Annotated in this window: 17 protein-coding genes; 8 read left to right on the forward strand and 9 right to left on the reverse strand. The window is 70.2% G+C overall.

Going from position 1 to position 22,524, the window contains the following annotated elements; all coding sequences use genetic code 11:
* Window positions 1-60: 60 nt before the first annotated feature.
* Complete coding sequence (locus EP757_RS38420; RefSeq protein ID WP_127553246.1) at window positions 61-393, forward strand: STAS domain-containing protein; 333 nt, start codon at window positions 61-63, stop codon at window positions 391-393.
* Here EP757_RS38420 and EP757_RS38425 read toward each other — a convergent pair.
* Entirely contained in the window at window positions 390-1,439 is a 1,050-nt protein-coding gene (locus EP757_RS38425) for an ROK family protein (protein WP_127553247.1), read from the reverse strand. The genes EP757_RS38420 and EP757_RS38425 overlap by 4 nt on opposite strands.
* Window positions 1,440-1,554: 115 nt before the next feature.
* Here EP757_RS38425 and EP757_RS38430 point away from each other — a divergent pair, with 115 nt between their 5' ends.
* Both EP757_RS38430 and EP757_RS38435 read left to right on the forward strand, forming a co-directional pair.
* Window positions 1,555-2,934: a DUF1800 domain-containing protein gene (locus EP757_RS38430; protein ID WP_127553248.1), complete on the forward strand. Its 1,380-nt coding sequence runs from the start codon at window positions 1,555-1,557 to the stop codon at window positions 2,932-2,934.
* 3 nt (window positions 2,935-2,937) lie between these two features.
* A complete protein-coding gene (locus EP757_RS38435; RefSeq protein WP_127553249.1) occupies window positions 2,938-4,152 on the forward strand; it encodes a DUF1501 domain-containing protein in 1,215 nt (404 codons plus the stop codon).
* Between the two features lie 166 nt (window positions 4,153-4,318).
* On the opposite strand, the gene mmsB is transcribed toward EP757_RS38435, so the two are convergent.
* The 5 genes from mmsB to EP757_RS38460 form a co-directional block, all read right to left on the reverse strand.
* Window positions 4,319-5,569: a multiple monosaccharide ABC transporter permease gene (gene mmsB, locus EP757_RS38440; RefSeq protein WP_127553250.1), complete on the reverse strand. Its 1,251-nt coding sequence runs from the start codon at window positions 5,567-5,569 to the stop codon at window positions 4,319-4,321.
* Window positions 5,566-7,101: a multiple monosaccharide ABC transporter ATP-binding protein gene (mmsA, locus tag EP757_RS38445; protein WP_127553251.1), complete on the reverse strand. Its 1,536-nt coding sequence runs from the start codon at window positions 7,099-7,101 to the stop codon at window positions 5,566-5,568. Before mmsA ends, mmsB begins: the two co-directional genes overlap by 4 nt.
* A gap of 83 nt (window positions 7,102-7,184) precedes the next feature.
* Window positions 7,185-8,315 (reverse strand): multiple monosaccharide ABC transporter substrate-binding protein, encoded by a 1,131-nt coding sequence (gene chvE, locus EP757_RS38450; RefSeq protein WP_127553252.1) that lies wholly within the window; start codon window positions 8,313-8,315, stop codon window positions 7,185-7,187.
* A 26-nt stretch (window positions 8,316-8,341) separates the two neighbouring features.
* Complete coding sequence (araA, locus tag EP757_RS38455) at window positions 8,342-9,829, reverse strand: L-arabinose isomerase (protein WP_127553253.1); 1,488 nt, start codon at window positions 9,827-9,829, stop codon at window positions 8,342-8,344.
* Window positions 9,830-9,966: 137 nt separating this feature from the next.
* Window positions 9,967-10,950, reverse strand: coding sequence for a LacI family DNA-binding transcriptional regulator (locus tag EP757_RS38460; RefSeq protein ID WP_127554652.1), 984 nt, complete (start codon window positions 10,948-10,950; stop codon window positions 9,967-9,969).
* A gap of 190 nt (window positions 10,951-11,140) precedes the next feature.
* On the opposite strand from EP757_RS38460, the gene EP757_RS38465 reads away from it, so the two are divergent.
* Window positions 11,141-12,529, forward strand: coding sequence for a DUF2252 domain-containing protein (locus tag EP757_RS38465; protein ID WP_232050226.1), 1,389 nt, complete (start codon window positions 11,141-11,143; stop codon window positions 12,527-12,529).
* A 9-nt stretch (window positions 12,530-12,538) separates the two neighbouring features.
* Entirely contained in the window at window positions 12,539-12,955 is a 417-nt protein-coding gene (locus tag EP757_RS38470) for a TIGR03618 family F420-dependent PPOX class oxidoreductase (RefSeq protein WP_127553254.1), read from the forward strand.
* On the opposite strand, the gene EP757_RS38475 is transcribed toward EP757_RS38470, so the two are convergent.
* Window positions 12,935-13,960 carry a M12 family metallopeptidase gene (locus tag EP757_RS38475; RefSeq protein WP_127553255.1) on the reverse strand — a complete coding sequence of 342 codons (1,026 nt, stop codon included), beginning with the start codon at window positions 13,958-13,960 and terminating at the stop codon, window positions 12,935-12,937. The genes EP757_RS38470 and EP757_RS38475 overlap by 21 nt on opposite strands.
* A 100-nt stretch (window positions 13,961-14,060) precedes the next feature.
* Between EP757_RS38475 and EP757_RS38480 the strand changes: the two genes are divergently transcribed.
* From EP757_RS38480 to EP757_RS38490, 3 genes are all read left to right on the forward strand, one after another.
* Window positions 14,061-14,975 carry a pirin family protein gene (locus EP757_RS38480; RefSeq protein ID WP_127553256.1) on the forward strand — a complete coding sequence of 305 codons (915 nt, stop codon included), beginning with the start codon at window positions 14,061-14,063 and terminating at the stop codon, window positions 14,973-14,975.
* Between the two features lie 71 nt (window positions 14,976-15,046).
* Window positions 15,047-15,379, forward strand: coding sequence for a hypothetical protein (locus tag EP757_RS38485; RefSeq protein WP_127553257.1), 333 nt, complete (start codon window positions 15,047-15,049; stop codon window positions 15,377-15,379).
* A 983-nt stretch (window positions 15,380-16,362) separates the two neighbouring features.
* Window positions 16,363-20,640, forward strand: a complete 4,278-nt coding sequence (locus tag EP757_RS38490) for a hypothetical protein (protein ID WP_127553258.1) — start codon at window positions 16,363-16,365, stop codon at window positions 20,638-20,640.
* Here EP757_RS38490 and EP757_RS38495 read toward each other — a convergent pair.
* Together EP757_RS38495 and EP757_RS38500 are read right to left on the reverse strand one after the other, a co-directional pair.
* Entirely contained in the window at window positions 20,627-21,634 is a 1,008-nt protein-coding gene (locus tag EP757_RS38495; RefSeq protein WP_127553259.1) for a diguanylate cyclase, read from the reverse strand. The two genes, EP757_RS38490 and EP757_RS38495, sit on opposite strands and share 14 nt — an antisense overlap.
* 24 nt (window positions 21,635-21,658) lie before the next feature.
* The gene (locus EP757_RS38500; RefSeq protein ID WP_127553260.1) at window positions 21,659-22,510 is read right to left on the reverse strand and encodes a DMT family transporter; all 852 of its coding nucleotides are present in this window, start codon (window positions 22,508-22,510) and stop codon (window positions 21,659-21,661) included.
* Between the last annotated feature and the right edge of the window lie 14 nt (window positions 22,511-22,524).

Consider the following 22,524-nt stretch of genomic DNA (forward strand, 5'->3'; position numbering starts at 1 on the left):
GGGCTCGCATAGGGTGGTCATCAAGCTCGATCCCCCGCCCCGTACCGAAGGTTCTCACCTATGCAGGTCTCGGTCGCTCACCACCCACCGAACACGGCCGTGCTCGTCCTGCGCGGATCACTCGACATCGACACGGCGCCCGCGCTCAAAGCCAACCTGGGCCGGCTCGTGGAACGCCCGGCGCCCCGCGTCGTGGTGGACGTCTCCGGCCTCGACTTCTGCGACTCGATGGGCGTGGGCGTGCTGGTCACCGCGCACGGCCGGGCCTCCGAGCGGGGCGGCTGGGTCCGGCTCGCCGCCCCCTCGGGATTCCTCAGGCGTCTCTTCGACACGCTCGGCCTGACCGAGTACCTGCCGATGTTCCCCGATGTGACCGAGGCGCTGAAGGACTAGCGCGTTCCCGCCGCCACCGCGTCCAGGGCCGCCACCGCGGCTCCCCGCGCACCGGCCATGTCCAGGTCGGCGACGAGGGCGAAGGTCGCGGCCCGGGCCTGCTCGTCCCGCAGCTGGGTGCTGTCCCGCACGGTGTTGAGGAACCACTGCCGGAAGTGCGGGGCGGCCTCCACGACGCCGCCACCCAGGAAGTAGGCGTTCGGGTCGGTGAAGTTCGCGGCGATCGTGAACAGCTTGCCGATCGCCCTGGCCTGCTGGGTGAAGACGGCGATGGCGAGCGGGTCGTCCTTCTCCCCGTAGCCGCGGAGCAGCTTCGCCGCCCTCTCGATCGGCTCGGCGTTCAGGGGGTGCTCCGGGAACCTCGTCAGCCAGTACGGCAACAGGTTCTTCTTGATGCCGGTCAGCGACGCGATGCTCTCCACGTCACCCTCGAACCCGCAGTTGCAGACCGGGACCGGCTGCCCCTCCTCGAGGACGCCGAGCAGCGGGATCTGGACGTGGCCCAGCTCCCCCGCCATGCCGGCCGCACCCCGGATGACCTTGCCGTTCTCCACGACGCCGCCGCCGAGCCCGGTGCCGACGATCGCCGAGACCGAGCCCTTCTCCAGCGCCTCGGTCCCGAAGTGGCGGTGGTGGGCGTAGAGCGCGGCCGCGTTGGCGTCGTTGTGGTAGATCACCGGCAGGCCCAGGCGTTTCTCCAGGGCGCCCCGGATGTCGAACCCGTGCCAGGCCGACATGTTGAAGTTCGTCGCACCCTTCGACGAGATGACGCCGTTCGCGCTGGCCGGGCCGGGCGTGTCCAGGCCGACCGCGCGCACCAGCGACAGCGGCGTGCTGGTCAGCTCCAGGATGCCGGTGAACGCCGCGGCGAGCTGCTCGACGGCGGTCTCCGGCCCGTCCAGCACACGACTCGGGTTCTCCACGAGGTTGCTGACGAGGAACTGCCCGGTCGCGTCGAGCACCGTGGCGTTGTTGCAGGTGCCGCCGTTGTCCAAGCCGACGACGACCCAGGAGGAGGGGGTCCGTACCGATTCAACCTGATCCACGGTCTTGAGCCTACGACGCGAGGCCTGCCGGGGTCACGGGTGCGAGCGGATTGCGGAACCGTTAGTCATCGTTGCACCGGCGCTCTTCTCCTCACGTCGCGCCGAACTGGTCGGCATGGACGCCACCGCTCACCTGCTGCGCCGGGCCACCTTCGGCTTCACCGCCTCGTCTCTGGCCGAGGCCCGCAAGCTCGGCGTCTCCGCATGGCTGGACCGCCAGCTCGCTCCTGCGAAGATCGCGGACCCGGTGTGCGACAAGGTTCTGCAGCGCCTTCCGCTGGCCGGGGCTTCTCCCGCAGCGGTACGCGCGGCCCTCCCGAAGCATTCCTACGACGCGTTCGGGCAGCTCGGCCGGGCCGCGATCGCCCGGGCCGCGTGGAGCGAGCGGCAGCTGTTCGAGTCGGCCGTCATGTTCTGGGCCGACCACCTGCACGTCGCCGCGCCGTCCAGCGGCGTCTGGGACACCCGGGCCGACTACGACGCCCAGGTCCTCCGCAAGCACGCGTTCGGCAAGTACGCCGACATGCTCAAGGCGAGCGCCCGGCACCCGGCGATGCTCACCTACCTGGACCAGCGGTCGTCGACGAAGGCGCACCCGAACGAGAACTACGCCCGCGAGCTGATGGAGCTGCACACGGTCGGTCTCGCCTACTCCGAGGCCGACGTGAAGGCCGCGTCCCGGCTGCTCACCGGCATGACCGTGGGGTCGTCGGGCGGCTATGTCTACGACGCCTCCCAGCACGCCACCGGCCCGGTGACGATCCTCGGATTCCGGCATGCCAACGCGGCGGCCGACGGTGAGAAGGCCGCGCTCGCGTTCCTCGACCACCTGGCCCGGCACCCGGCCACCGCCACCCGGATCGCCACCAAGCTCTGTGTCCGGTTCGTCGCCGATGTGGCGCCCGCGGCGCTGGTGGATCGCCTTTCCAAGATCTATTTGGCGAACGACACCGCGATCGTGCCGGTGCTGCGTGCCCTGTTCACCTCGCCCGAGTTCGCCGCATCGGCCGGGCAGAAGACCCGGACGCCGTTCGAGGACATGATCGCGACGATCCGGGTCCTGAACCTCGGACCCTCCGCGTCTCTGGCCGAACTCGACGCCCTCTACAACGCCATGGTCGACGCCGGGAACGCGCCGTTCCGGTGGGCGGCGCCGAACGGGTACCCGGACGCCGCCGCGGCCTGGGCCTCGCCGGCCGGCTTCGTGCTGCGCTGCAACCTGCACCTCAACCTGGCCGCCGGCTGGTACCCGAAGCAGCTCACCCGGCCCGCCGATCTGCTCGCGTCGCTGGTCCCGGTGCTGCCCGCCACGTTCGGGGCGCTCGTCGACGCGCTCGCCGTCCGGCTGACCGGCGCCACACTGCCGCCCGCGCACACCGCTGCGGTGCTCAGTGTGGTGTCGAAGGTGCCGAACTCTCCCTTGAGCAACGCTGCGAGCGCGGCGCCTTACCTGATCGCGCTCGTTCTGGACTCGCCGTCGTTCCAGCTGAGGTGAATCATGGAGTCCTGTGGGTCGGTCGTCAGTCGCCGGGCAGTGCTGGGTGGGGTGGCGGCGGGGGTGTTCGCCTCGACGATCTCGGTTGATCTGGCCTTCGCGTCCGATTCCCACCCCGGCGACACCCTCATCGTGATCTCGCTGCACGGCGGGTTCGACGGCCTGTCGGCCTTCGCGCCCATCGGTGACGCCGACTACTACCGCGCCCGGCCGACCATCGCCGTGCCGAAGAGCACCGTCATCGCCGGGGACGGCATGTTCGGGCTGCACCCGGCGCTCGCCCCGCTGCTGCCGCAGTGGACGGCCGGCACGCTCGCCGCCGTGCACGCCGTCGGGCAGCCCAACCCCACCCGCTCGCACTTCGCGGCCATGGAGGCCATGGAGAACGCCGCGCCCGGCACCTCGGTCCGCAGCGGCTGGCTCGACCGGATGCTCGGCGGCACCGGCGCCACCGCTCCCCTGGCCGGCGTCTCGATGGGCCACGCCACACCGGCCCGCCTGCTCGCCGGGCCCGCCGCCGACGTCTCCATGCGGTCGATCGACGGGCTGACCCTGGCCGGCAACGACAAACGGCCGATCGCCGCGGCGCTGCGTGCCATGTACGCCGACGCGCCCGCCCACCTGGCCGCACCCGCCCGCGCCGCCGATCGAGCCCTGGCCGCGATGGCCGGGCCCCGGGCCGTACCGGCCGGCACGGGTTATCCCTCCACCGATCTCGGCAAGGCCCTCCGCGACGTCGCCCGCTTGATCAAGTCCAATGCCGGCCTGGTCACCGCCACCGTCGATTGCGGCGACTGGGACATGCACGAGGCTCTCGGACCCGCGATCAAGGGCCAGCGGATGTACGACAACCTGCTCGACCTCTCGACGGCGCTCGCGGCATTCACGGCCGATCTCGGCGACACGGCGATGAAGCGGGTCACGGTCCTGACGATCAGCGAGTTCGGCCGCCGCGTCGCGGAGAACGGCTCGCACGGCGTCGATCACGGGCACGGGAACGCGATGCTCGTGCTGGGCGGCGGCATCCGGGGCGGGAAGGTCTACACCCGGTGGCCGTCCCTCGCGGCGTCAGCACTGGTCGACGGCGATCTGGCGGCTACCACCGACTACCGCTCGGTGATCGGGGAGATCCTTCAGAAGCGGTGCGGTTTCGGTGACCTGTCGGCGGTCTTCCCCGGCGTCAAGCCGTCCGCTTTCGGCCTGGCCGTGGCCCGCTGACCCGCCCGCGGTGGTCCGTGGTCGCGCGGTCGGAGCGGGACGGGGATGTGTGCCGGTGGGGCGGGTCGACCCCCGTACCAGGAAAATGAAAGAGCCGGCGCTCGAAGAACGAACGCCGGCTCTTTCGTGCCGTCCCGCCAAGGCCCTGTCAGGACGGCGAGCTCGGTCAGCGGGCGGTGGAGGTGCGCCGCTTGGACCAGACGTCGAAGGCGACGGCGGCGAGCAGGACCGCGCCCTTGACGAGCATGACCTGTTCGGACTGGGCGCCGAGCAGGCCCATGCCGTTGTTGATGACACCCATGATCAGACCACCGGTGATGGCGCCGACGACCTTGCCGACACCGCCCTGGACAGCCGCGCCGCCGATGAAGGCCGCGGCGATGGCGTCCAGCTCGAAGCTGTTACCGGCGGTCGGGTTCGCCTGGTTGAGGCGGCCCGCGAAGATGATGCCGGCCAGCGCGGAGAGCACGCCCATGTTCACGAACAGCCAGAACACCACTGATTTGACCTTGACGCCGGACAGCGTCGCGGCCTGCAGGTTGCCGCCGACGGCGTAGATCTGGCGGCCGAACACGGCCCGGTTGGTGACCACGGTGTAGCCGACCACCAGGGCCGCCAGCAGCACGAGGACCCAGGGCAGGTTCCGGAACCGGGCCAGCTGCACGATCACGAACATGATCAGGACGGCGGGGACGGTGACCTTGGTGATGAACAGCCACAGCGGGTCGACGGCCTGCTGGTACTTGATCCGGGCGGCCCGGGTGCGGTACTGCACGAACGCCATCGCCACCACGACGGCGATACCGACGATGATGGAGAACAGGTCGGCGCCGCCGAGCGGGCCCAGAGCGATGTTGCCGAGGAAGCCGTCGGTGAACCCGTTGGCCAGGGTGCGGACCTCGTCCGGGTACGGGCCGATGCCCTTGTTACCCAGGATCATCAGCGTGACCGCGCGGAACAGCAGCATGCCGGCGAGGGTCACGATGAAGGCCGGGATGCCGAAGTAGGCGACCCAGTAGCCCTGCCACGCGCCGATGATCGCGCCGAAGACGAGCGTGCCGATGATGGCGATCGGCCAGGGCAGATCCCAGTTGACCATCATGACCGCGGAGAACGCGCCACACGCGGCGACGACCGAGCCGACCGACAGGTCGATGTGGCCGGCGATGATGATCAGGATCATGCCGATCGCCAGAACCAGGATGTACGAGTTCTGGACGATGATGTTGCTGATGTTCTGCGGGGCGAGCATGTCGCCGCCGGTGAGCACCGTGAACAGCAGCACGATCAACGCGAACGCGATGTAGATGCCGGACTGCTTGAGGTTGAAGTTGAGTTTGAAGGGCGCCTTGCCGCCGGGGGCTGCGGCCGGACCCTTACCGACGGACAGGTCGGCGTTGGTAGGTGCGACCGTCACGGCGCTACCTCCTGTTCTTCCTTCGTCATGAGGGTCATCAGACCCTCCTGCGTCGCCTCGGCCCGGGCCACCTCACCGGTGATCCGGCCGGCCGAGAGGGTGTAGATGCGGTCACAGATGCCGAGCAGCTCGGGCAGCTCGGACGAGATGACCAGGATGGCTTTGCCCTGATCGGCGAGCCGGTTGATGATCGTGTAGATCTCGTACTTGGCGCCGACGTCGATACCGCGGGTGGGTTCGTCGAGGATCAGCACGTCCGGATCCGTGAAGATCCACTTCGACAGCACGACCTTCTGCTGGTTGCCGCCGGACAGCTTGCCGACGATCGATTCGACGGTCGGGGCCTTGATGTTCATGCTGGCCCGGTACTCGTCGGCGACCTTGTGTTCCTCGTTGCCGTCGACCCAGCCGCCCTTGGCCAGCTTCGACAGCCCGGCCGCGGAGATGTTGCGTTTGATGTCCTCGATCAGGTTCAGCCCGTAGCGCTTGCGGTCCTCGGTGGCGTACGCGATGCCGTGGTCGATCGCCTCGCGGACGCTGCGGGTCTGGATCGGCTTGCCGTCCTTGATCAGGTTGCCGGTGATGTTCACCCCGTAGGAGCGGCCGAACACACTCATCGCCAGCTCGGTACGCCCGGCGCCCATCAACCCGGCCAGACCGACGATCTCACCGCGGCGCAGGGTCATGTTCACCCCGCGGACCAGCGCCCGGTCCGGCTGCGTCGGGCTGTGCACCGTCCAGTTCTCGATCCGCAGCGCCTCGTCGCCGATCTTCGGCGTGTGCTCCGGGTACCGGTGCTCCAGATCGCGGCCCACCATCCCGGAGATGATCTTGTCTTCGGTCAGGTTCGCGGTGTCGGCGGTCCAGATGGTCTTGCCGTCACGCAGGATCGTGACCCGGTCCGAGATGCTCATGACCTCGTTGAGCTTGTGCGAGATGATCACACAGGTGATGCCCTCGTCGCGCAGCCCGCGCAGCAGGCCGAGCAGGTGCTCGGAGTCCTCGTCGTTCAACGCCGCGGTCGGCTCGTCGAGGATCAGCAGCTTCACCTTCTTGGAGAGCGCCTTGGCGATCTCCACCAGTTGCTGCTTACCGACACCCAGGTCGATGACCGGTGTCACCGCGCTCTCCGCCAGACCGACGCGCCGCAGCAGCTCGTCGGCCGCGTGGTTGGTCCGGTTCCAGTCGATCCAGCCCCGCTTGGCCTGCTCGTTGCCGAGGAAGATGTTCTCGGCGATCGACAGGTTCGACGCGAGCGCCAGCTCCTGGTGGATGATGACGATGCCGCGGTGCTCACTGTCACGGATGCCGGAGAACTCGCAGGCCTCGCCGTCGAATTCGATGTCACCCTCGTAGGTGCCGTGCGGGTAGACCCCGGAGAGCACCTTCATCAGGGTCGACTTACCGGCCCCGTTCTCGCCGCAGATGGAGTGGATCTCACCCCGGCGGACTTCCAGGTTGACGTCCTGCAACGCCTTGACGCCCGGGAACGTCTTGGTGATGCCGCTCATCCGCAGGATCGTGTCGGTCATGGACCCTCCTATGGGCCGTCTTGCCAATCAGCCGGCCAGGCCGCGCTCCGCCCGCTGGGGACGGACGGAGCGCGGAGCCCGGATCACTTCAGCTGGTCGGCCGTGTAGTAACCGGTGTCGACGAGCTGGGCCTGGTAGTTGGCCTTGTCGACGATGACCGACTCGAGGAGCTGCGACGGGACGACCTTGACGCCGTTGTCGTAGTCCTTGGTGTTGTTCGTGGCCGGGGTCTGGCCCTTCAGGACGGCGTCGGCCATCTCGCCGGCGACCTTCGCCAGCTGGCGGGTGTCCTTGTAGATGGTGGAGTACTGCTCACCCGCGACGATCGACTTGACCGAGGCGACCTCGGCGTCCTGGCCGGTGACGATCGGGTACGCCTGCGCGGCGGTGCCGTAACCGTTCGACTTCAGGGCGGAGAGGATGCCGATCGAGATGCCGTCGTACGGCGACAGAACGCCGTCGACCTTCGCGCCACCCTTGTAGGTGGAGGTCAGCACGTTCTCCATGCGCTTCTGCGCGGTGGCCGGGTCCCAGCGCAGCGTCGCGACCGTCTCGAACTTGGTCTGACCCGACTTGACGTTGATGATCTTCTTGTCGATGTACGGCTGCAGCACGCTCATCGCACCGTTGAAGAAGAAGGTCGCGTTGTTGTCGTCCGGGGAACCGGCGAACAGCTCGACGTTCAGCGGGCCCTTCGCGCCGGCGTCGCTGCCGTCGGCGTTGAGGACCTTGAGGCCGGTCAGCAGCGAGGTGGCCTGCTGGACGCCGACCTTGAAGTTGTCGAAGGTGGCGTAGTAGTCCACGTTCGGGCTGTTGCGGATCAGCCGGTCGTACGCGATGACCGGGATGTTGTTGGCCTTCGCGTTCTCCAGCTGCGTGGTGATCGCGGTGCCGTCGATCGACGCGATGATCAGGACCTTCGCGCCCTTGGTGATCTGGTTGTCGAGCTGCTGCGTCTGCGTCGGGATGCTGTCCTCGGCGTACTGCAGGTCGACCTTGTAGCCCAGACCCTCCAGCTGCTTCTTCAGGTTGTCGCCGTCGGCGATCCACCGCTCCGAAGAACGCGTCGGCATGGTGATGCCGACCAGAGCGCCGGCGGTGTCGCCGCCGCCCGCGTTCTCCTTGTCGACGGTCTTCTCGGCGGAACCGCAGGCGGCCATCGTCGCGACCAGGGAGGCAGCGGTCAGGACCGCCGCGAGCCGGGGGTATTTCACTTTGGATCTCCTCTTTGAGAGCGGTGTTACAGCGGCCGGTTGAGGCGGTAGTACGCCTGGTTCCAGCGGACCCGGTCGGCGAAGTCGGCCGGGGTGGTGCGGTTGTCGATCAGCAGTAGCTCGGTCTGTGCCATCTCGGCGAAGTCGCGGAGAGTCTCCGCGCCGACCGCCTGGGTGAGCACGGTGTGGTGCGGGCCGCCCGCGGTGATCCAGCACTCGGCCGAGGTCGACAACGAGGGCGCAGGCTTCCACACCGCTCGCGCCACCGGCAAGTTGGGCAGCGGCTCGTCCGGCGGAATCACCTCGATCTCGTTGGCCACCAGGCGGAAGCGGTCGCCCATGTCGGCCATGCCCATGACCACGGCGGGTCCGGACGCGGCGTCGAAGACCAGCCGGACCGGGTCCTCACGGCCGCCGATCCCCAGGGGGTGGATCTCGGCGCGCGGCGTGGCGGACGCGATCGTCGGGCACACCTCGAGCATGTGCGCGCCGAGGATCTTAGGCTCGCCCGGACCGAAGTGGTAGGTGTAATCCTCCATGAATGAGGTACCCCGCCCGGTTCCGGAACCCATCGCCTTGACGGTGGCGACGAGGACCGAGGTCTTCCAGTCGCCTTCGCCGCCGAAACCGTAGCCGTCGGCCATCAGGCGCTGGACGGCGAGGCCGGGGAGCTGGCGCAGCCCTCCGAGATCCTCGAAGTTCGAGGTGAACGCGCCGAAGCCGCCTTCCACCAGGAAGCGCCGCAGGCCGGCTTCGATCTTGACGGCGTAGCGGAGCGAGTCGTTGCGCTCGGCGAGCAGCTCGCTCGAGATCTCGTAGATGTCCGAGATCTCGCCCACGAGCTTGTCGATCTCGGCATCGGTCGTCGCGTCGACGTACTCGACGAGATCGTTGACGCCGTACGTGTTCACGGAGACGCCGAACTTCAGCTCGGCCTCCACCTTGTCGCCCTCGGTGACGGCGACGTCGCGCATGTTGTCACCGAACCGCGCCACCCGCAGCGACCGCAGGTGCTGCCAGCCGATGGCGGCCCGCGTCCACGACTCGATCCGCTCCACGATCGCCGGGTCCGACGCGTGACCCGCGACGACCTTGCGCGGCACACCGAGCCGGGCCTGGATGAAACCGAACTCGCGGTCGCCGTGGGCGGCCTGGTTCAGGTTCATGAAGTCCATGTCGATGGTCGACCACGGCAGCGACACGTTGTGCTGGGTGTGCAGGTGCAGCAGCGGCTTGCGCAGCGCGTCCAGCCCGCCGATCCACATCTTCGCCGGGGAGAAGGTGTGCATCCAGGCGATGATGCCGATGCAGTCCTGGTCGGCGTTGGCTTCCAGCATGATGCGTTTGATCGCGCCCGAGTCGGTCAGGACCGGCTTGCCGACGATCTCGGCGGGCAGACCGCCGGCGGCCAGGGTCCGCTGGATCTCAGCGGACTGGTCGGCCACCTGCTGGAGGGTCTCCGGGCCATACAGGTGCTGGCTGCCGGTGAGAAACCAGATCTGCGGTTTCGACATCAGGGGTGTACCTCCGAAGGGGGGCCGGGAGGTGGCGGGGGCCACACTCCGGCGGAGCAGGCCCTAGTGTTATCGCTAACAAAACCCCCGTCAACCCCCGTCGGCAACAACGAGGTAACGGCTCTTTAACCGAGTACCTATAACGGTCTTCCGACGCTCTCCCGGACCACCAGGCGAGGCGGAACCACGATGTGATCGGCAGTGCCGGAGTCGTCACGCATCTGGCCGAGCAGCAGGCCGAGGGCCGCCCGGGCCACGTCACCGAAGGCCTGCCGGACGGTGGTCAGCGGCGGGATGAAGTAGGCCGCCTCGGGCACGTCGTCGAAGCCGACCACGCTCACCTCGTGCGGCACCCGCCGGCCGCGCTCGTGCAGAGCGCGCAGGATGCCGAGGGCCAGGTGGTCGTTCGCCGTGAAGATGGCCGTGACCTCGGGCATCCGGGCGAGCATCTGCCCGGCCCGGTAGCCCTCGGCGGCCGACCAGTCGGCGGAGAGCAACGGCGGCACCTCGGCGCCCGCCTCCTCCAGGGTCTGCCGCCAGCCCTGGATGCGGCCGGCCGAGTCGAACCAGTCGGTCGGGCCGGAGACGTGCCAGACGGTCTCGTGGCCGTGCTCGAGGAGATGCCGGGTGGCCGCCCGGGCGCCGGCCACCTGATCGACGGTGACGACCGGCCGGCCGCTCGCCGGGTCGCCGTCGATGAAGACCACCGGCACGTCGGACGGGAGCTCGGCGAGGGCCTCGGCGGCCGACGCCACGTTCGCGATCACGACCAGCCCGGCCACCCGCTGATCCAGGTGCCGGTCCACCACCGCGGAGATGGAGGAACGATCCAGCTCGCGGACACTGCCCACGCTCACCGCGAATCCGGCGTCCGCGGCGGCCTGCTCGAACTCGGTCAGCATCGAGGCCGGGCCGTAGAGCGTGCTGTTCCGCGCGACCACACCGATCAGCTGCGAGCGGCCGGTCACCAGCGCCCGCGCGGCCCGGTTCGGCCGGTAGTTGAGCTCGGCGATCGCCGCGCGGACCCGGATCCGGGTCTGCTCCTTGACGTTCGGATGATCGTTCAGGACACGCGAGACGGTCTGGTGGGAGACACCGGCCAGCCGGGCCACATCGGTCATCGCCGGGCTTCGGGATACCTTGTCCACTTGCGCACCTCGTCGGGTCCGGTTCAAATGAGGGTGTGGCAACGCTTTGCTGCCGCCACGTAACGGGGATGTTATCGATAACACCCGGTATTTAACGAGACCCTTTGACGAGGACGTACTCTCAAGCGCGATGGACGGGTCACCAACATTGAACGGCAACCTCGTGCTCGGGAGCGTAAACGACGAGGGCTTCGCCTCGCTGCGCCGCGCCGCAGCGCCACGAGCCGAACGATACGAGGTGGGGCGCTCGCTGCGCGACCACTCCCCCCGCTCGGAGATGGCGCACTGGCGTGCTCCGTCCGATCGGCCCGACCCGGTCGCCCACGTGGTGGAGTCCCACCTCGGCCGGGTGCCGCACCTCATCCCGGTCCGGATCGGCCGGATGATCGCCTCGCCGTACGCGTTCCTGCGCGGCACCGCCGGTCTGATGGCCGACGACTTCGCCCGCCTGCCGCTCACCGGGATCACGCCGGTCATCTGCGGCGACGCGCACCTCGGCAACTTCGGTTTCTACGCCTCCCCCGAGCGTGAGCTGGTCTTCGACCTCAACGACTTCGACGAGGCGCACCCCGGCCCGTGGGAGTGGGACCTGCGCCGGCTCGTCGTGAGCGTCTACGTCGCCGGCCGGGTCAACGGGTTCCGGGAGAGCGCCTGCGGCGACGCCGTGAAGCACTGCGTCGAGGAGTACCGGGAGCAGATCTCGTTCCTCGCCGACCAGCCGCTGCTGGCACGATCCTTCGACCAGCTCGACGTCGAGGGGATGCGCTCGGCTGCGAGCCGGGCCAGCTTCCGCGCCGAGATCGAGCGGGCCGCGCGGCGGGCCCGGCGGCGGACCAGCGACCGCGCGCTCCCCCGCTTCACCGAGCGGCACGACGGCACCGCGCGGCTCGTCGAGGAGCCGCCGCTGATCACCCGGCTCGGTTCCGCCCACGTCGAGCAGCTCTCCGAAGCCCTCGACGGATATCTGAACACCCTGAAGCCACACTGGGCGCGCATCCTCGGCGGCTACCGGATCGTCGACATCGCTCACAAGGTCGTCGGCGTCGGATCGGTCGGCCTGCGCGCCTACGTCGCGCTCTGCGAGGGCAGCAGCTCCGACGACGTGGTGTTCCTGCAGCTCAAGCAGGCCCGCCGATCGGTCGTGGCGAAACACCAGCACGGCGCGCTCGCCTGGCACCGCCACCAGGGTCAGCGGGTCGTCGAGTACCAGCAGGCGCTGCAGACGGTCAGTGACCCGCTGCTCGGCTGGACGACGGTCGGTGACCAGCAGTTCTACGTGCGCCAGTTCCGCGACATGAAGGGCGCGATCCTGGTCGACGACCTCAACGCCGGCGAGCTCGCCGACTACGCCGGCATCTGCGGCTACCTGCTCGCCAAGTCGCACGCCCGGACCAGCGGGGCCTCGATGATCGCCGGGTACGTCGGCGGGTCGGACAAGATGGACGATTCGCTGTGCCGGTTCGCCCGTGCCTACGCCGATCAGGTCGAGAAGGACCACGCGTCGCTGGTCACGGCGGTGCGCCGCGGCGAGCTTCCGGCAGAGACCTTCTAGGGTACGGGCATGAGTGGCGTGCTTCCCCCTGATTCACCGGCGCTGAACACCTTCTGGACCGAGCGGCACCTGTGCACCCTGACCACCCTGAGGGCGGACGGTTCCCCGCACGTCGTGGCGGTCGGCGCCACGTTCGACCCGGACACCGGGCTGGCCCGGGTGATCTCCTCGGTCACGTCGGCGCACGTCCGGCACATCGGCCGGGGACAGCAGCGGGTGGCGATCTGCCAGGTGGACGGCCCGCGGTGGAGCACCATCGAGGGGATCGCGGTGGTCACCGACGACCCGGGCGCGGTCGCCGAGGCGGAGCAGCGGTACGCGAAGCGGTACCGCACGCCCCGCCCCAACCCGTCCCGGGTGGCGATCGAGGTGACGATCACGAAGATCCTCGGATCCCGATCGCTGTCACCAGACCATCACGGCTGAGGTGCCGGGCTGCCACAGGTGGTACATCCGGGCGCGCAGCACATACCGCGTACCGGCCCGCAGCTCCACCTCGACCAGGGCGTTGCGCTCGTCGCCGCTGTCGTCGTCGGCGGCGATCTGACGCAGCTCCCCGTCGCAGTCCTCGAAGAGCACCAGCACCATGTCGGACGACCCGAACGTGCCCACCCGGTACGTCCGGGTCTCGTCCGGGACCAGCTCGGCGTCGAACTGCTCCCCCGGCGTCAGTGACAGCGCGCGGGACTCGAAGACGGCGAGCCGCGGCGGGCGCTCGTCCAGGGTCGGGTACCAGAAGAGGGCCTGCTCGGCGTCGATCTTGGAGATCGTGCCGGGCGGGAAGATGCCCTCCCGGTACTCCTCGGGACTGATCACCAGGCCGGGCGGGAACTCGTACTCCATGATCGAGTCCGGGTCCCAGCGGGTGCCCTCCACCTCGGCCGGGTCCAGCTTGCGCAGCACGTTGTGGAAGACGTCGCCGGGCGACCAGAAGTTCGGCGGCCCGCTCAGGAACTCGAGGACGGCGGGCTCGTCCCAGATGATCCCGGCGTTCGGGTTCTGGTGCTCGTGCGGCATGCCGAGGGTGTGGCCGATCTCGTGGCGGGCGGTGCCCCGGCCGTAGTCGTCGCGCAGGTCCCAGCCGAAGTTCATGGTCGGCTCGTCGAGCGGGATCCCGAGGATGTCCCGGCCGACGAAGGACCACGAGGTGCCGGGCAGGAACCCGATCCGCACCTGGGCCTCCTCCGGCTCGCGCACCTCCCAGAAGTCCAGGCCGATGCCGAGGTCCTTCCATTCGTCGAAGGCCTCCCGGACCACCTCCTCCTGCGCGTGGTCGCGGGTCTGCGGCATGAACGCGTAGCGCAGCGGCGTCCCGTTCACCCACTTGCTGCGGCCCACGATGATCGCGTGCTGGCGGGCCACCGGCATCTCGGGCGGGAGGACGGGCATGCTGCGGGGTGGTTGAGAACAGTACGGAAGTCGCCGGATCATGACACGCTCCTTCACGGACAAATCGGTCTTTTCCACCGTTTCAGGAATCGCCTGGTCCGCGCCGGGTCTACCGGCCACGACACTCCATAGAGTGGGAGCCATGAGCACCGAACTCGGGCTTCTGCTGCCGGGCCACGACGTGCCGCTCGGGCGGTTCACGACGGTGCGCCGCCTGCTCCCGCACAAGGAGCGCCGCATGATCGGGGCGTGGTGCTTCGTCGACCACTTCGGTCCCGACGACGTGCGCGGCCGGCCCGGCATGCAGGTGCCGCCGCATCCGCACACCGGCCTGCAGACCGTGACCTGGCTCGTCGACGGGATCATCGAGCACCGGGACAGCCTCGGCAGCCACCAGTTCATCGCTCCCGGCCAGCTCAACCTGATGACCTCCGGCCACGGCATCGCGCACTCCGAGTACACGCCACCCGACCACCCGGACGGCATGCACGGCCTGCAACTGTGGGTGGCCCTCCCCTCGTCGGTCAGCGCACCGGCCTTCGCCCACCACCCGTCGCTGCCGGTCCACCGGGACGGCGCCGCGGACGTGACGGTCGTGATCGGACGACTCGCCGGGCTGTCGTCACCGGCCGAGACGCACACGCCGCTGCTCGGCGCCGAGATCCTGTTCTCCGGGCCCGGTGAGGTCACGCTGCCGCTCACCGCCGGCTTCGAGCACGGGGTCCTGGTGATGTCCGGCGCGGCCACGGTCGACGGGTGCCCGCTCACCCCGGGGGCACTGCTCTACCTCGGCGACGGCTCGTCCGCGGTCACGCTCTCCGCGTCCGGGGAATCCCGCCTGTTCCTGCTCGGCGGAGAACCCTTCGACGAGCCGCTCGTCATGTGGTGGAACTTCGTGGGCCGCTCGCACGAGGAGATCGTCGAGGCCCGCACGCAGTGGATGGCGGGTTCGGATCGCTTCGGCACGGTCGGCGGCTGCTCGGCCGCTCCGCTGCCCGCGCCCGGGCTCCCCTCGGTGCGGCTGAAGGCCCGCAACCGCCACGGCGGCGTCATCTGAGAGGGCTTGACGGTCCGCCGGCGGTGGCGGGATTCTCGGGGCAGTGACCCGCGTCGGTCCTGAGGTGTCCCATGATCCGCTGGTGGCGCCGGCCCGCGCCGCAACCACACGGGCTTCCGATCGAGAGACTGGCGGCCGATCTGCGCCGGCTGCTCCGCCTGCACGGAGAGCTGGCGGCATCGGCCCATGCCGGTCTGTGCGCTCATCGCCTCTGGGCCGTCGAGGCGGCGATCGGCACTCGCGCGATCGAGGCGGCCATCGCCCTGGGCGTCCGCCACCCGCACCCGTCCCGGTCCGCGACCCTGACGCCGGCCGAACTGTCGATCCTGCTCGCCGAACTCACGTCAGCGGGCCTGTCCCTGCCCGGCCGGTTCGGCCACTTCACCACCGACGGCCGTCTCTGACCCCCGAACGACACCGGGGAAGGGGGCTGGCTGTCACTGCCGGCATGGGTGGGCGGGAGACAGCAGTGACAGCCAGCCGAGGAGGAAGGCATGGGGGGAGTCCGGCCGTCCCATGGGGGGAGGGGACGGCCGGACTCGGCGGGGGACGGTCGATGGGCAGGCGGGGGTGCGTACATGAAGAGAGCTTTAGTGGAACGGCGGCGGGCACTGGTCCCGCCGCCGTCCCTGATCCCGGCATCGCGCCGATTGGCACTTCCCGCGGAGGAACAAGGGGGGCTTCGTCCCCTGCGGGTCGTCTCGGGCGCGTGGCAGCCGCTTGACTGGGGGGCGGCGGCTACCTGCCGGGTAGTCGGCCGGTGAGACTCTGGCTGGGGCTCGTGGCGGGAGCCGGCCGGTCGATCACCGGAGTTCGTTCTGTGTTCAGGCGCTCGTCATCCGGGCGCCTCGACAACCGTGCCAGGTCGACAGTCCATGATCCGTGGAAAACGTGAGTGGTGTTCGACACGCCCGGGCGTCACCTGTTCGGGGTCGCCCGCAAAGTCGTACGTCTCCTGTGGAGAAGCTTAAAACGCGCTTAAGACGTAACCGTCCCCGTCACCGCCGGCCAATGATCATCGTTGATCCGGCAGACCGCCGGCGGGTCCCGATCGCGGCTTCCGAAATGATGGCGTTATCACTGCTGAGGAAGTTGAACCGGGAGCGCCCGCCAGACGTATACCCCGATGATCGACGACTCCCGGCGGGCTGCGGCGCCGGGACGGTCGGTCCCCGCGGGCCCACCACGGGGACCATGGCAGATGTCCGTAGCGCGGTGGCGCACTACGCAAATCCGTGATTAACCTTCCACATCCACCACGTGGCAGGCATCGATCCGGGGCGCGAGGGGCGGGCACCGGTGCTCGGAGGTGGAACAGCGTGAGGACGGTGGCGCGGATGCGGCATGGGGGCAGCGGGTCGACCCCGAGCCGGTTCGGGGCCGCCTCATGAGCTACGAAGACGACGAATACTGGGCTGAGGAGTACGACGAGTACTCGTTCATGCCGCAATCAGCGGTGGTCCAGGAGAGGCACTACTCCCGGCGTACCGCACCGGACCCGGTCATCCCGACCCGGCGTACCGGCGGCGACAACGCGCACGCCAAGCGGTCCTTCGACGACCAGCGGCCCAGCTGGCTCGACGATCCCGACTTCGTGCCGATCGACACCTCGAAGCCGAATCTGGTCGGCGACGACTTCGCCGACGTGGACTTCAACCGTCCCGAGCTCGGTGTCGACTTCGACAAACCGGACTTCCCGATCCAGGACCCGGCGGCCCGGCCCGATCTGCGGCGCGGTGCCTCCAGCGATCGGTACGCCACCCGTACGCCGGCCTCTCCCCGATCCTCCCCCGACTCCTGGGACGAGACTCCCGCCCGGCGTCCGCTGCGCCGCGAGGGCCGGGCCGTCCGCGACGATCGCTGGGACGACGACGACCTGCGCCTCCCGCCGGACGGCCGGACCATCGAGCTGCGCTCCGACGAATACTGGGAGGACGACCGCCGCCGCGCCGCCGACCACGACGTCATCGACTTCGAGGCCCGCCGCCGCGTCCGTGAGGGAGAGCGCCGGGACGCGCGTCGCGCTCCGGATCTCCCGGAGGAGCCCGCGTCGTACGGGCGGAGGCCCGCACGCCAGGACGAGGACGTCACCCGCTACGACGAGGACGCCCGCCGCGCCCGCGTCTCCGAAGCCCGTCCCGGCGATTCCCGTCCCGGCGACCCGCGCCACCGCCCGGCCGCCCGCTCGGGCGACCCCCGCGATCCGCGCCTCGCCGACCCTCGATCCGGGGAATCGCGGGACTCGCGCCTCGGCGACCCGCGGGCCGGGGATCAGGACGAGCGTTATGACGGACGCGGCCGGGCCTGGGAGGACGACGACTTCTCTCCGATCAGGCCGGCCGGTGGGCGGCGTCCGCGACGGGACGACCTGGAGACGCGCGGTTCCGGTCCGATCCGGCGCGAGGAAGCCGACCCGCGGCGCGTACGCCGTGACGACCCTGCTGCCAGCGGGCGGCCCGCGGCTGCGGAGCCGGATCCGTACTACGACCGCCGCGAAGTGGCCGCCTCCTACGACCGCCCCGACCAGCGTCGCCACGACCGTGCCGACCAGCGCCGGGTCACCGCGGAAGGCCGGGCCACTGTCGAGGCGCGCGCCGACGTACCTGCTCTCGACGGTGCCGTGAAGGACCTCCTCGACGGCCCGACCATCGGCGTCCGGCGGCCGGAGGGTGTTCGCCCCGAGGAGCAGGCCGACGCGCGTCGCCAGGGCGAGGCGCACGTTCCGGACGAATCGCGGCGCCAGGACGGTGTGCGGGCCGACGTGCCGGTGCGCCAGGACGGCGTGCGGGCCGACGTGCCGGTGCGGCAGGACGGCGTGCGGGCCGACGTGCCGGTGCGGCAGGACGGCGTGCGGGCCGACGTGCCGGTGCGGCAGGACGGTTCCCGGAATGACGATGGCCGGCGGGTGGACGATGAGGCGACCCGGCAGCTCGACGAGGAGCGGACGCGGCTCCTGGATGACGAGCGGACTCGGCAGCTTGCGGAGCGGGACGTCCGGGCGGAGGAACGGGCCGAGGGTTCGGGCGGGGACGCTGGTCCGGGCGACGGGCGCGGGCGGGCGGACGCGGAGGGACCCCGGGTCGTACGCCGTGCCGAGGCCCCCACTCCCCCGAAGGTTCTGAGCCGGGCCACCCCGCCTCCCGTACCCCGCGTCATCAAGGCAGACCCGCCTGTCGCGCCGAGGGTGGTCGCGGCGCCGGCGCCGGTGCCGCCCGCACGGGTCATCGGACCCAGCACGCCCACCGAGGCTCCACGCCCGGCAGCAGCGGCCGCGGAAGTGGCGCGTCCGGCCGCTCCGGTGTCACCCGAGGCCGGGCACGTTCGGGCTGAGCAGCCTGCGGCGAGGCCCGTCCAAGCTGAGCAGACTGCGGCTGGGCCCGGCCGAGCTGAGCAGACTGCGGCCGGGCAGGTGCGGGGCGAGCAGCCTTCGTCGCCGGTCGTTTCGAGTTATCCGCCGGGTTCGGCCGGCTATGAGCAGCCCGTTTCTCCGGTAGGACCGCCCGCGCAGGCGACGCCGTCCTCCCCGGCGGGGCCGGCCGTCCCGGCGGCACCGTCCGCTGCCGGGCGGCCGACCGTTCCGGCGCCGCAGTTCAGTGGTGGGGCCGCTGGGGCGCAGGGCATTGCTGGGCCGCCGCGTGGTGGCGGGGCTCCCAGTGTTGGCGGGGCTCGCAGCGGTGCCGGGGCTCCGGGTGGTGCCGGGGACGTCGATGTGCCTCAGCAGCGGTCGCGGAAGTCGCCGCGTACTGCTCATGTGGTGCTTTCCGGCGGGGACGGACCTTGGTCGATCGTTCCGGATGAGGCTCATCAGGCCCCCGCCGGGTCGCGGCCGGTTTCGCCCGCCGGGTGGGGGCGTCCTCAGGATGCGGCGGGCTCGGCTCCTGCGGGGGCCGTGCCGACTGCTGCCACTGCTTGGCCGCCGCCTGCACGGCCGCCCGTTGAGGCCGCTACCGGTGCCGCCGGAACTGCGGAAGCCGCTGCGGGGATTCCTGAGCAAGCCGGTGGTGGACAGGCCGGTAGTGGACAGGATGGTGCTGGGCTTCCGGCTGCGGCTTCGGCTTGGCCTCCGGTGGTTCGGCAGGGGCAGGGTGCTTGGCAGGCTCCGGTCGTCGCTCCTCAGCAGGTGGTGGGGTCGCACGGTGGGCGGCCCGCGGTACCTGCGGCGGCTCAGCCTGTGCCGCCCGGGTGGCAACCTCCTGCAGGGGTGCAGCAGGACGCCGGGATTCCGGTTCAGGGTGGCAGCGTCCCTGGCCAGGGTGGTGGTGTTCCGGCAGCGAGCGGTGGGGCCGGAGCGAGTATCGCTGCTCAGAGCGGCGCGTTGACCGATGAGGGTTCTGCTACTGGTGGGATCCCTCAGCAGGGTGGGCCGGAGCGCGGGGAGGTCGGGGATCGGCGGGTTGCGGTTCCGCTTCAGCCCGGGCCTCGGGACAAGAACGGGGAGCAGCGGCCTGCGGCATCGCCGGTCAGTGGGGCCGGCGATCAGCAACTTGCGGCCACACCGGTCAGCGGGGCCGGCGATCAGCAGCCCGCGGTCGCGCCCGTCAGTGGGAGTGGGGATCGTCCCGTCTCGGGTTCGCCGGTCGGTGGCGGGGAGCGGGAGGCCGTCGGGCAGGACCACGGTAGGGCTCGCGCGGCGGAGGAGAGCCGGGAGAGCAGCGCGGCCGGCGTACCGGAGAATGATGCTCCTTACATGGATGCGGACGGTACGTGGCACAACCTGAAGCCGATCGGAAAACTTGCGGTCAGTGGGCCGGATGTGGAGCCACGGCGGTACGCGGACACGGCGTTCGGCGGTGGGTGGTTCGCGGCGAAGACGGCGGCGCCGGAAGCCAGGCAGAAGGAAGCCGGGCAGAAGATAGCCGGACAGAACGAAGCCGGGCAGAACGAAGCCGGGCCGGAGGAAGCCGGGCAGAACGGAGCCGGGCAGAGCAAAGCCGGGCAGAAGGACGCCGGGCAGCCGGATGAGGAGACGACCAGCGCACCGGAGGGCCCGCCCGCGCTGGCGCCTCATCTGCCGCTGACCGCCGCTGATCTGTCGGCGATCCGGTGGCGGCTGGACGGTGCCACGCTGCGGGAGGTCGTCGACGATCGGGAGGCGCTGCGGCAGCTCGGGGAACGGCTCGACGGGCCGCTCGCCGACGAGGCGGACAACATCGTCAAGGCGGGGCTGCTCAGTGTGCGGGCGGAGGTGTACCGGCTGCTCGGTGAGCTCGGGATGGCCGCCGCCGCCAGCCGGCTCGCTCTCGCGCACGCCGAGTCGGCGAAGGACCTGCAGTCGATCGTGATCGCTCAGGCCGAGCTGGCGCACGTGCTGCGGCTGCGCGGCGACTTCATCGAGGCGGACCGGCTGTTCCAGCGGGCCGTGGACGCTGACGTGCCGGCGGCGGTGCGCAGCGTCGTGCACGAGAACGCCGGGCGGTGCTGCTTCGATCAGGGGCGGCTGATGGAGGCCCTTGACCACTTCGCCCGGGCGGTACGGCTCGGCGCCCCCGAGGACACCGACCTGGTGGAACGGATCGGGGTGTGCCTGGAGTCGGTCTACATCCACGTGATCCGGGACGGCTGGGGACCTTATCCGCGGAACGGCGCCGAGATCGAAGGTGTCGTGAAGAAGGGCGACGCGTTCGACGAGGACACCCAGGAACGGCCGGTCGTCACGCCGCGCTGACCGCCACCGCGCTCTGCCCTCTGCCGCGCTCCTTGGCCTGGTAGAGGGCGGCGTCGGCGACCCGCTGCAATTCCTCGGCGGTGTGCGCGTGGTCGGGCAGGACCGCGATGCCGATGCTGAGTTTCGGCGGGCCGCAGGGCAGGCCGGCGGTCGCCTCGACCCGGGCGCGGGCCTGGTCGGCGTAGCGGACGGCGGCGTCCGGGCCACCGCGGAGCAGCACGGCGAATTCGTCACCACCCAGGCGGGCCACGTGATGACCGCCGTCGCGCAGCGCGTCCGCGACCGCCCGCAACGCGTGGTCGCCGGCGGCGTGCCCCCAGGTGTCGTTGATGCTCTTGAAGTGGTCGACGTCGACGGAGATCAGCGCGACCGGGTCACCACCGGCGGTCGCGGCGGCGACGGTACGCGTCAGCTCCTCGTCGAAGGCCCGGCGGTTGGCGAGCCCGGTCAGCGCGTCGGAGCTCGCCTGGACCTCGAGGACCTCCAGCAGCCTGGTGTTGCGTTCGCGCAGGCCGGCCACGACGAAGGCGGTCATCGCCATGGCCACGGTGATCGCGAACCAGTCGGCGGCGGCGTGCCGCAGGTCGGGTGAGAAGGAGAACGCCACGGCGCCGTGGCCGGCCGAGATCAGCGCGACGGTCGCGACGGTCAGCCAGCGGCCGAGGAACGACGCCGAGTAGAGCAGTGGCCACAGGTAGAACAGCTGCGACCCCAGCGTGGTGTCCCGGGTCGCGTAGTTCAGGCCGGTGATGGTGACCGCCGACAGCAGGGGCACGGCCGGCCAGAACAGCCGGGGCAGCGCCTGCGGGCGGCGCAGGCAGATCACCCCGATGGCGAGGAAGCCGAGGGCCGCCGCAGCGCCCGCGATCAGCTCGACGAGCGGCTCGGAGAGCTTCGTGATCACGCTGGCGATCAGGTTGTAGACGGCAGCGGCCAGCATCAGGTAGGCGACGGAACGGGCAGCGCCGTGCTGGTCGCGTATCTGAAACGGCAAAGTCGCTCTCCCTCGGGGTCCGCATCATTTTTCGGCGTGGGCGGCTTCGACCTGAGTGGTAGCGGACCGCTTGCCGAGCGCTGCTCCCAGGCTGGCGACCGTGACGAGGACCAGGGCGAGCAGTTCGACGCGGCCCAGCCGCTGGCGGAGGACGATCAGGCCGGCGATCGCCGCGGCGGCGGGTTCGAGGCTCATCAGGATGCCGAAGACGCGGGTCGGGATCCGGCGCAGGGCATTGATCTCCAGACCATAGGAGATGACCGAGGAAAGCAGGGCGACGGTCACGGCGCCGACCAGCAGCGACGGTTTTTCGATGACATCTCCGATTTGCCCCGCCCCGAACGGCGCCACCACCACAGCAGCGACCGTCAGCGCCACCGCCAGACCACCCGTGCCGGGGACGATCGCGCCGAGGCGGGCACTGAAAACGATGTACCCGGCCCAGCACAGACCCGCCAGGAACGCCAGGAGAAGTCCCTCGACAGGCGCGCCCGTGGAGACGTCGAGACCGAGAAGGATCACGCCGCCACCGGCCAGCAGCGCCCACAGGAACTCGGCGACGCGCCGGGACTGCACGACGGCGAGCAGCAGCGGGCCCAGGAATTCGACGGTCACCGCCAGGCCGAGCGGCACGGTACGCAACGACAGGTAGAAGATCAGGTTCATGCCGGCCATCACGACGCCGAGCAGGATCGCGGCTTTCCAGGCCGATTTCGACCAGGTACGCAGGCGCGGCCGCGCGATGACGGTGAAGACGACGGCCGCGATCGCGAGGCGCAGGAAGGTGATGCCCGCGGCGCTGAGATCGTCGAAGAGCGTGCGAGCGACCGCGCTGCCGAATTGCACCGAGATGATGGCGGCCAGGACTTGGAGCATGGTTCGTCATCCTC

The organism is Actinoplanes sp. OR16 (assembly GCF_004001265.1).
Lineage (GTDB): Bacteria > Actinomycetota > Actinomycetes > Mycobacteriales > Micromonosporaceae > Actinoplanes.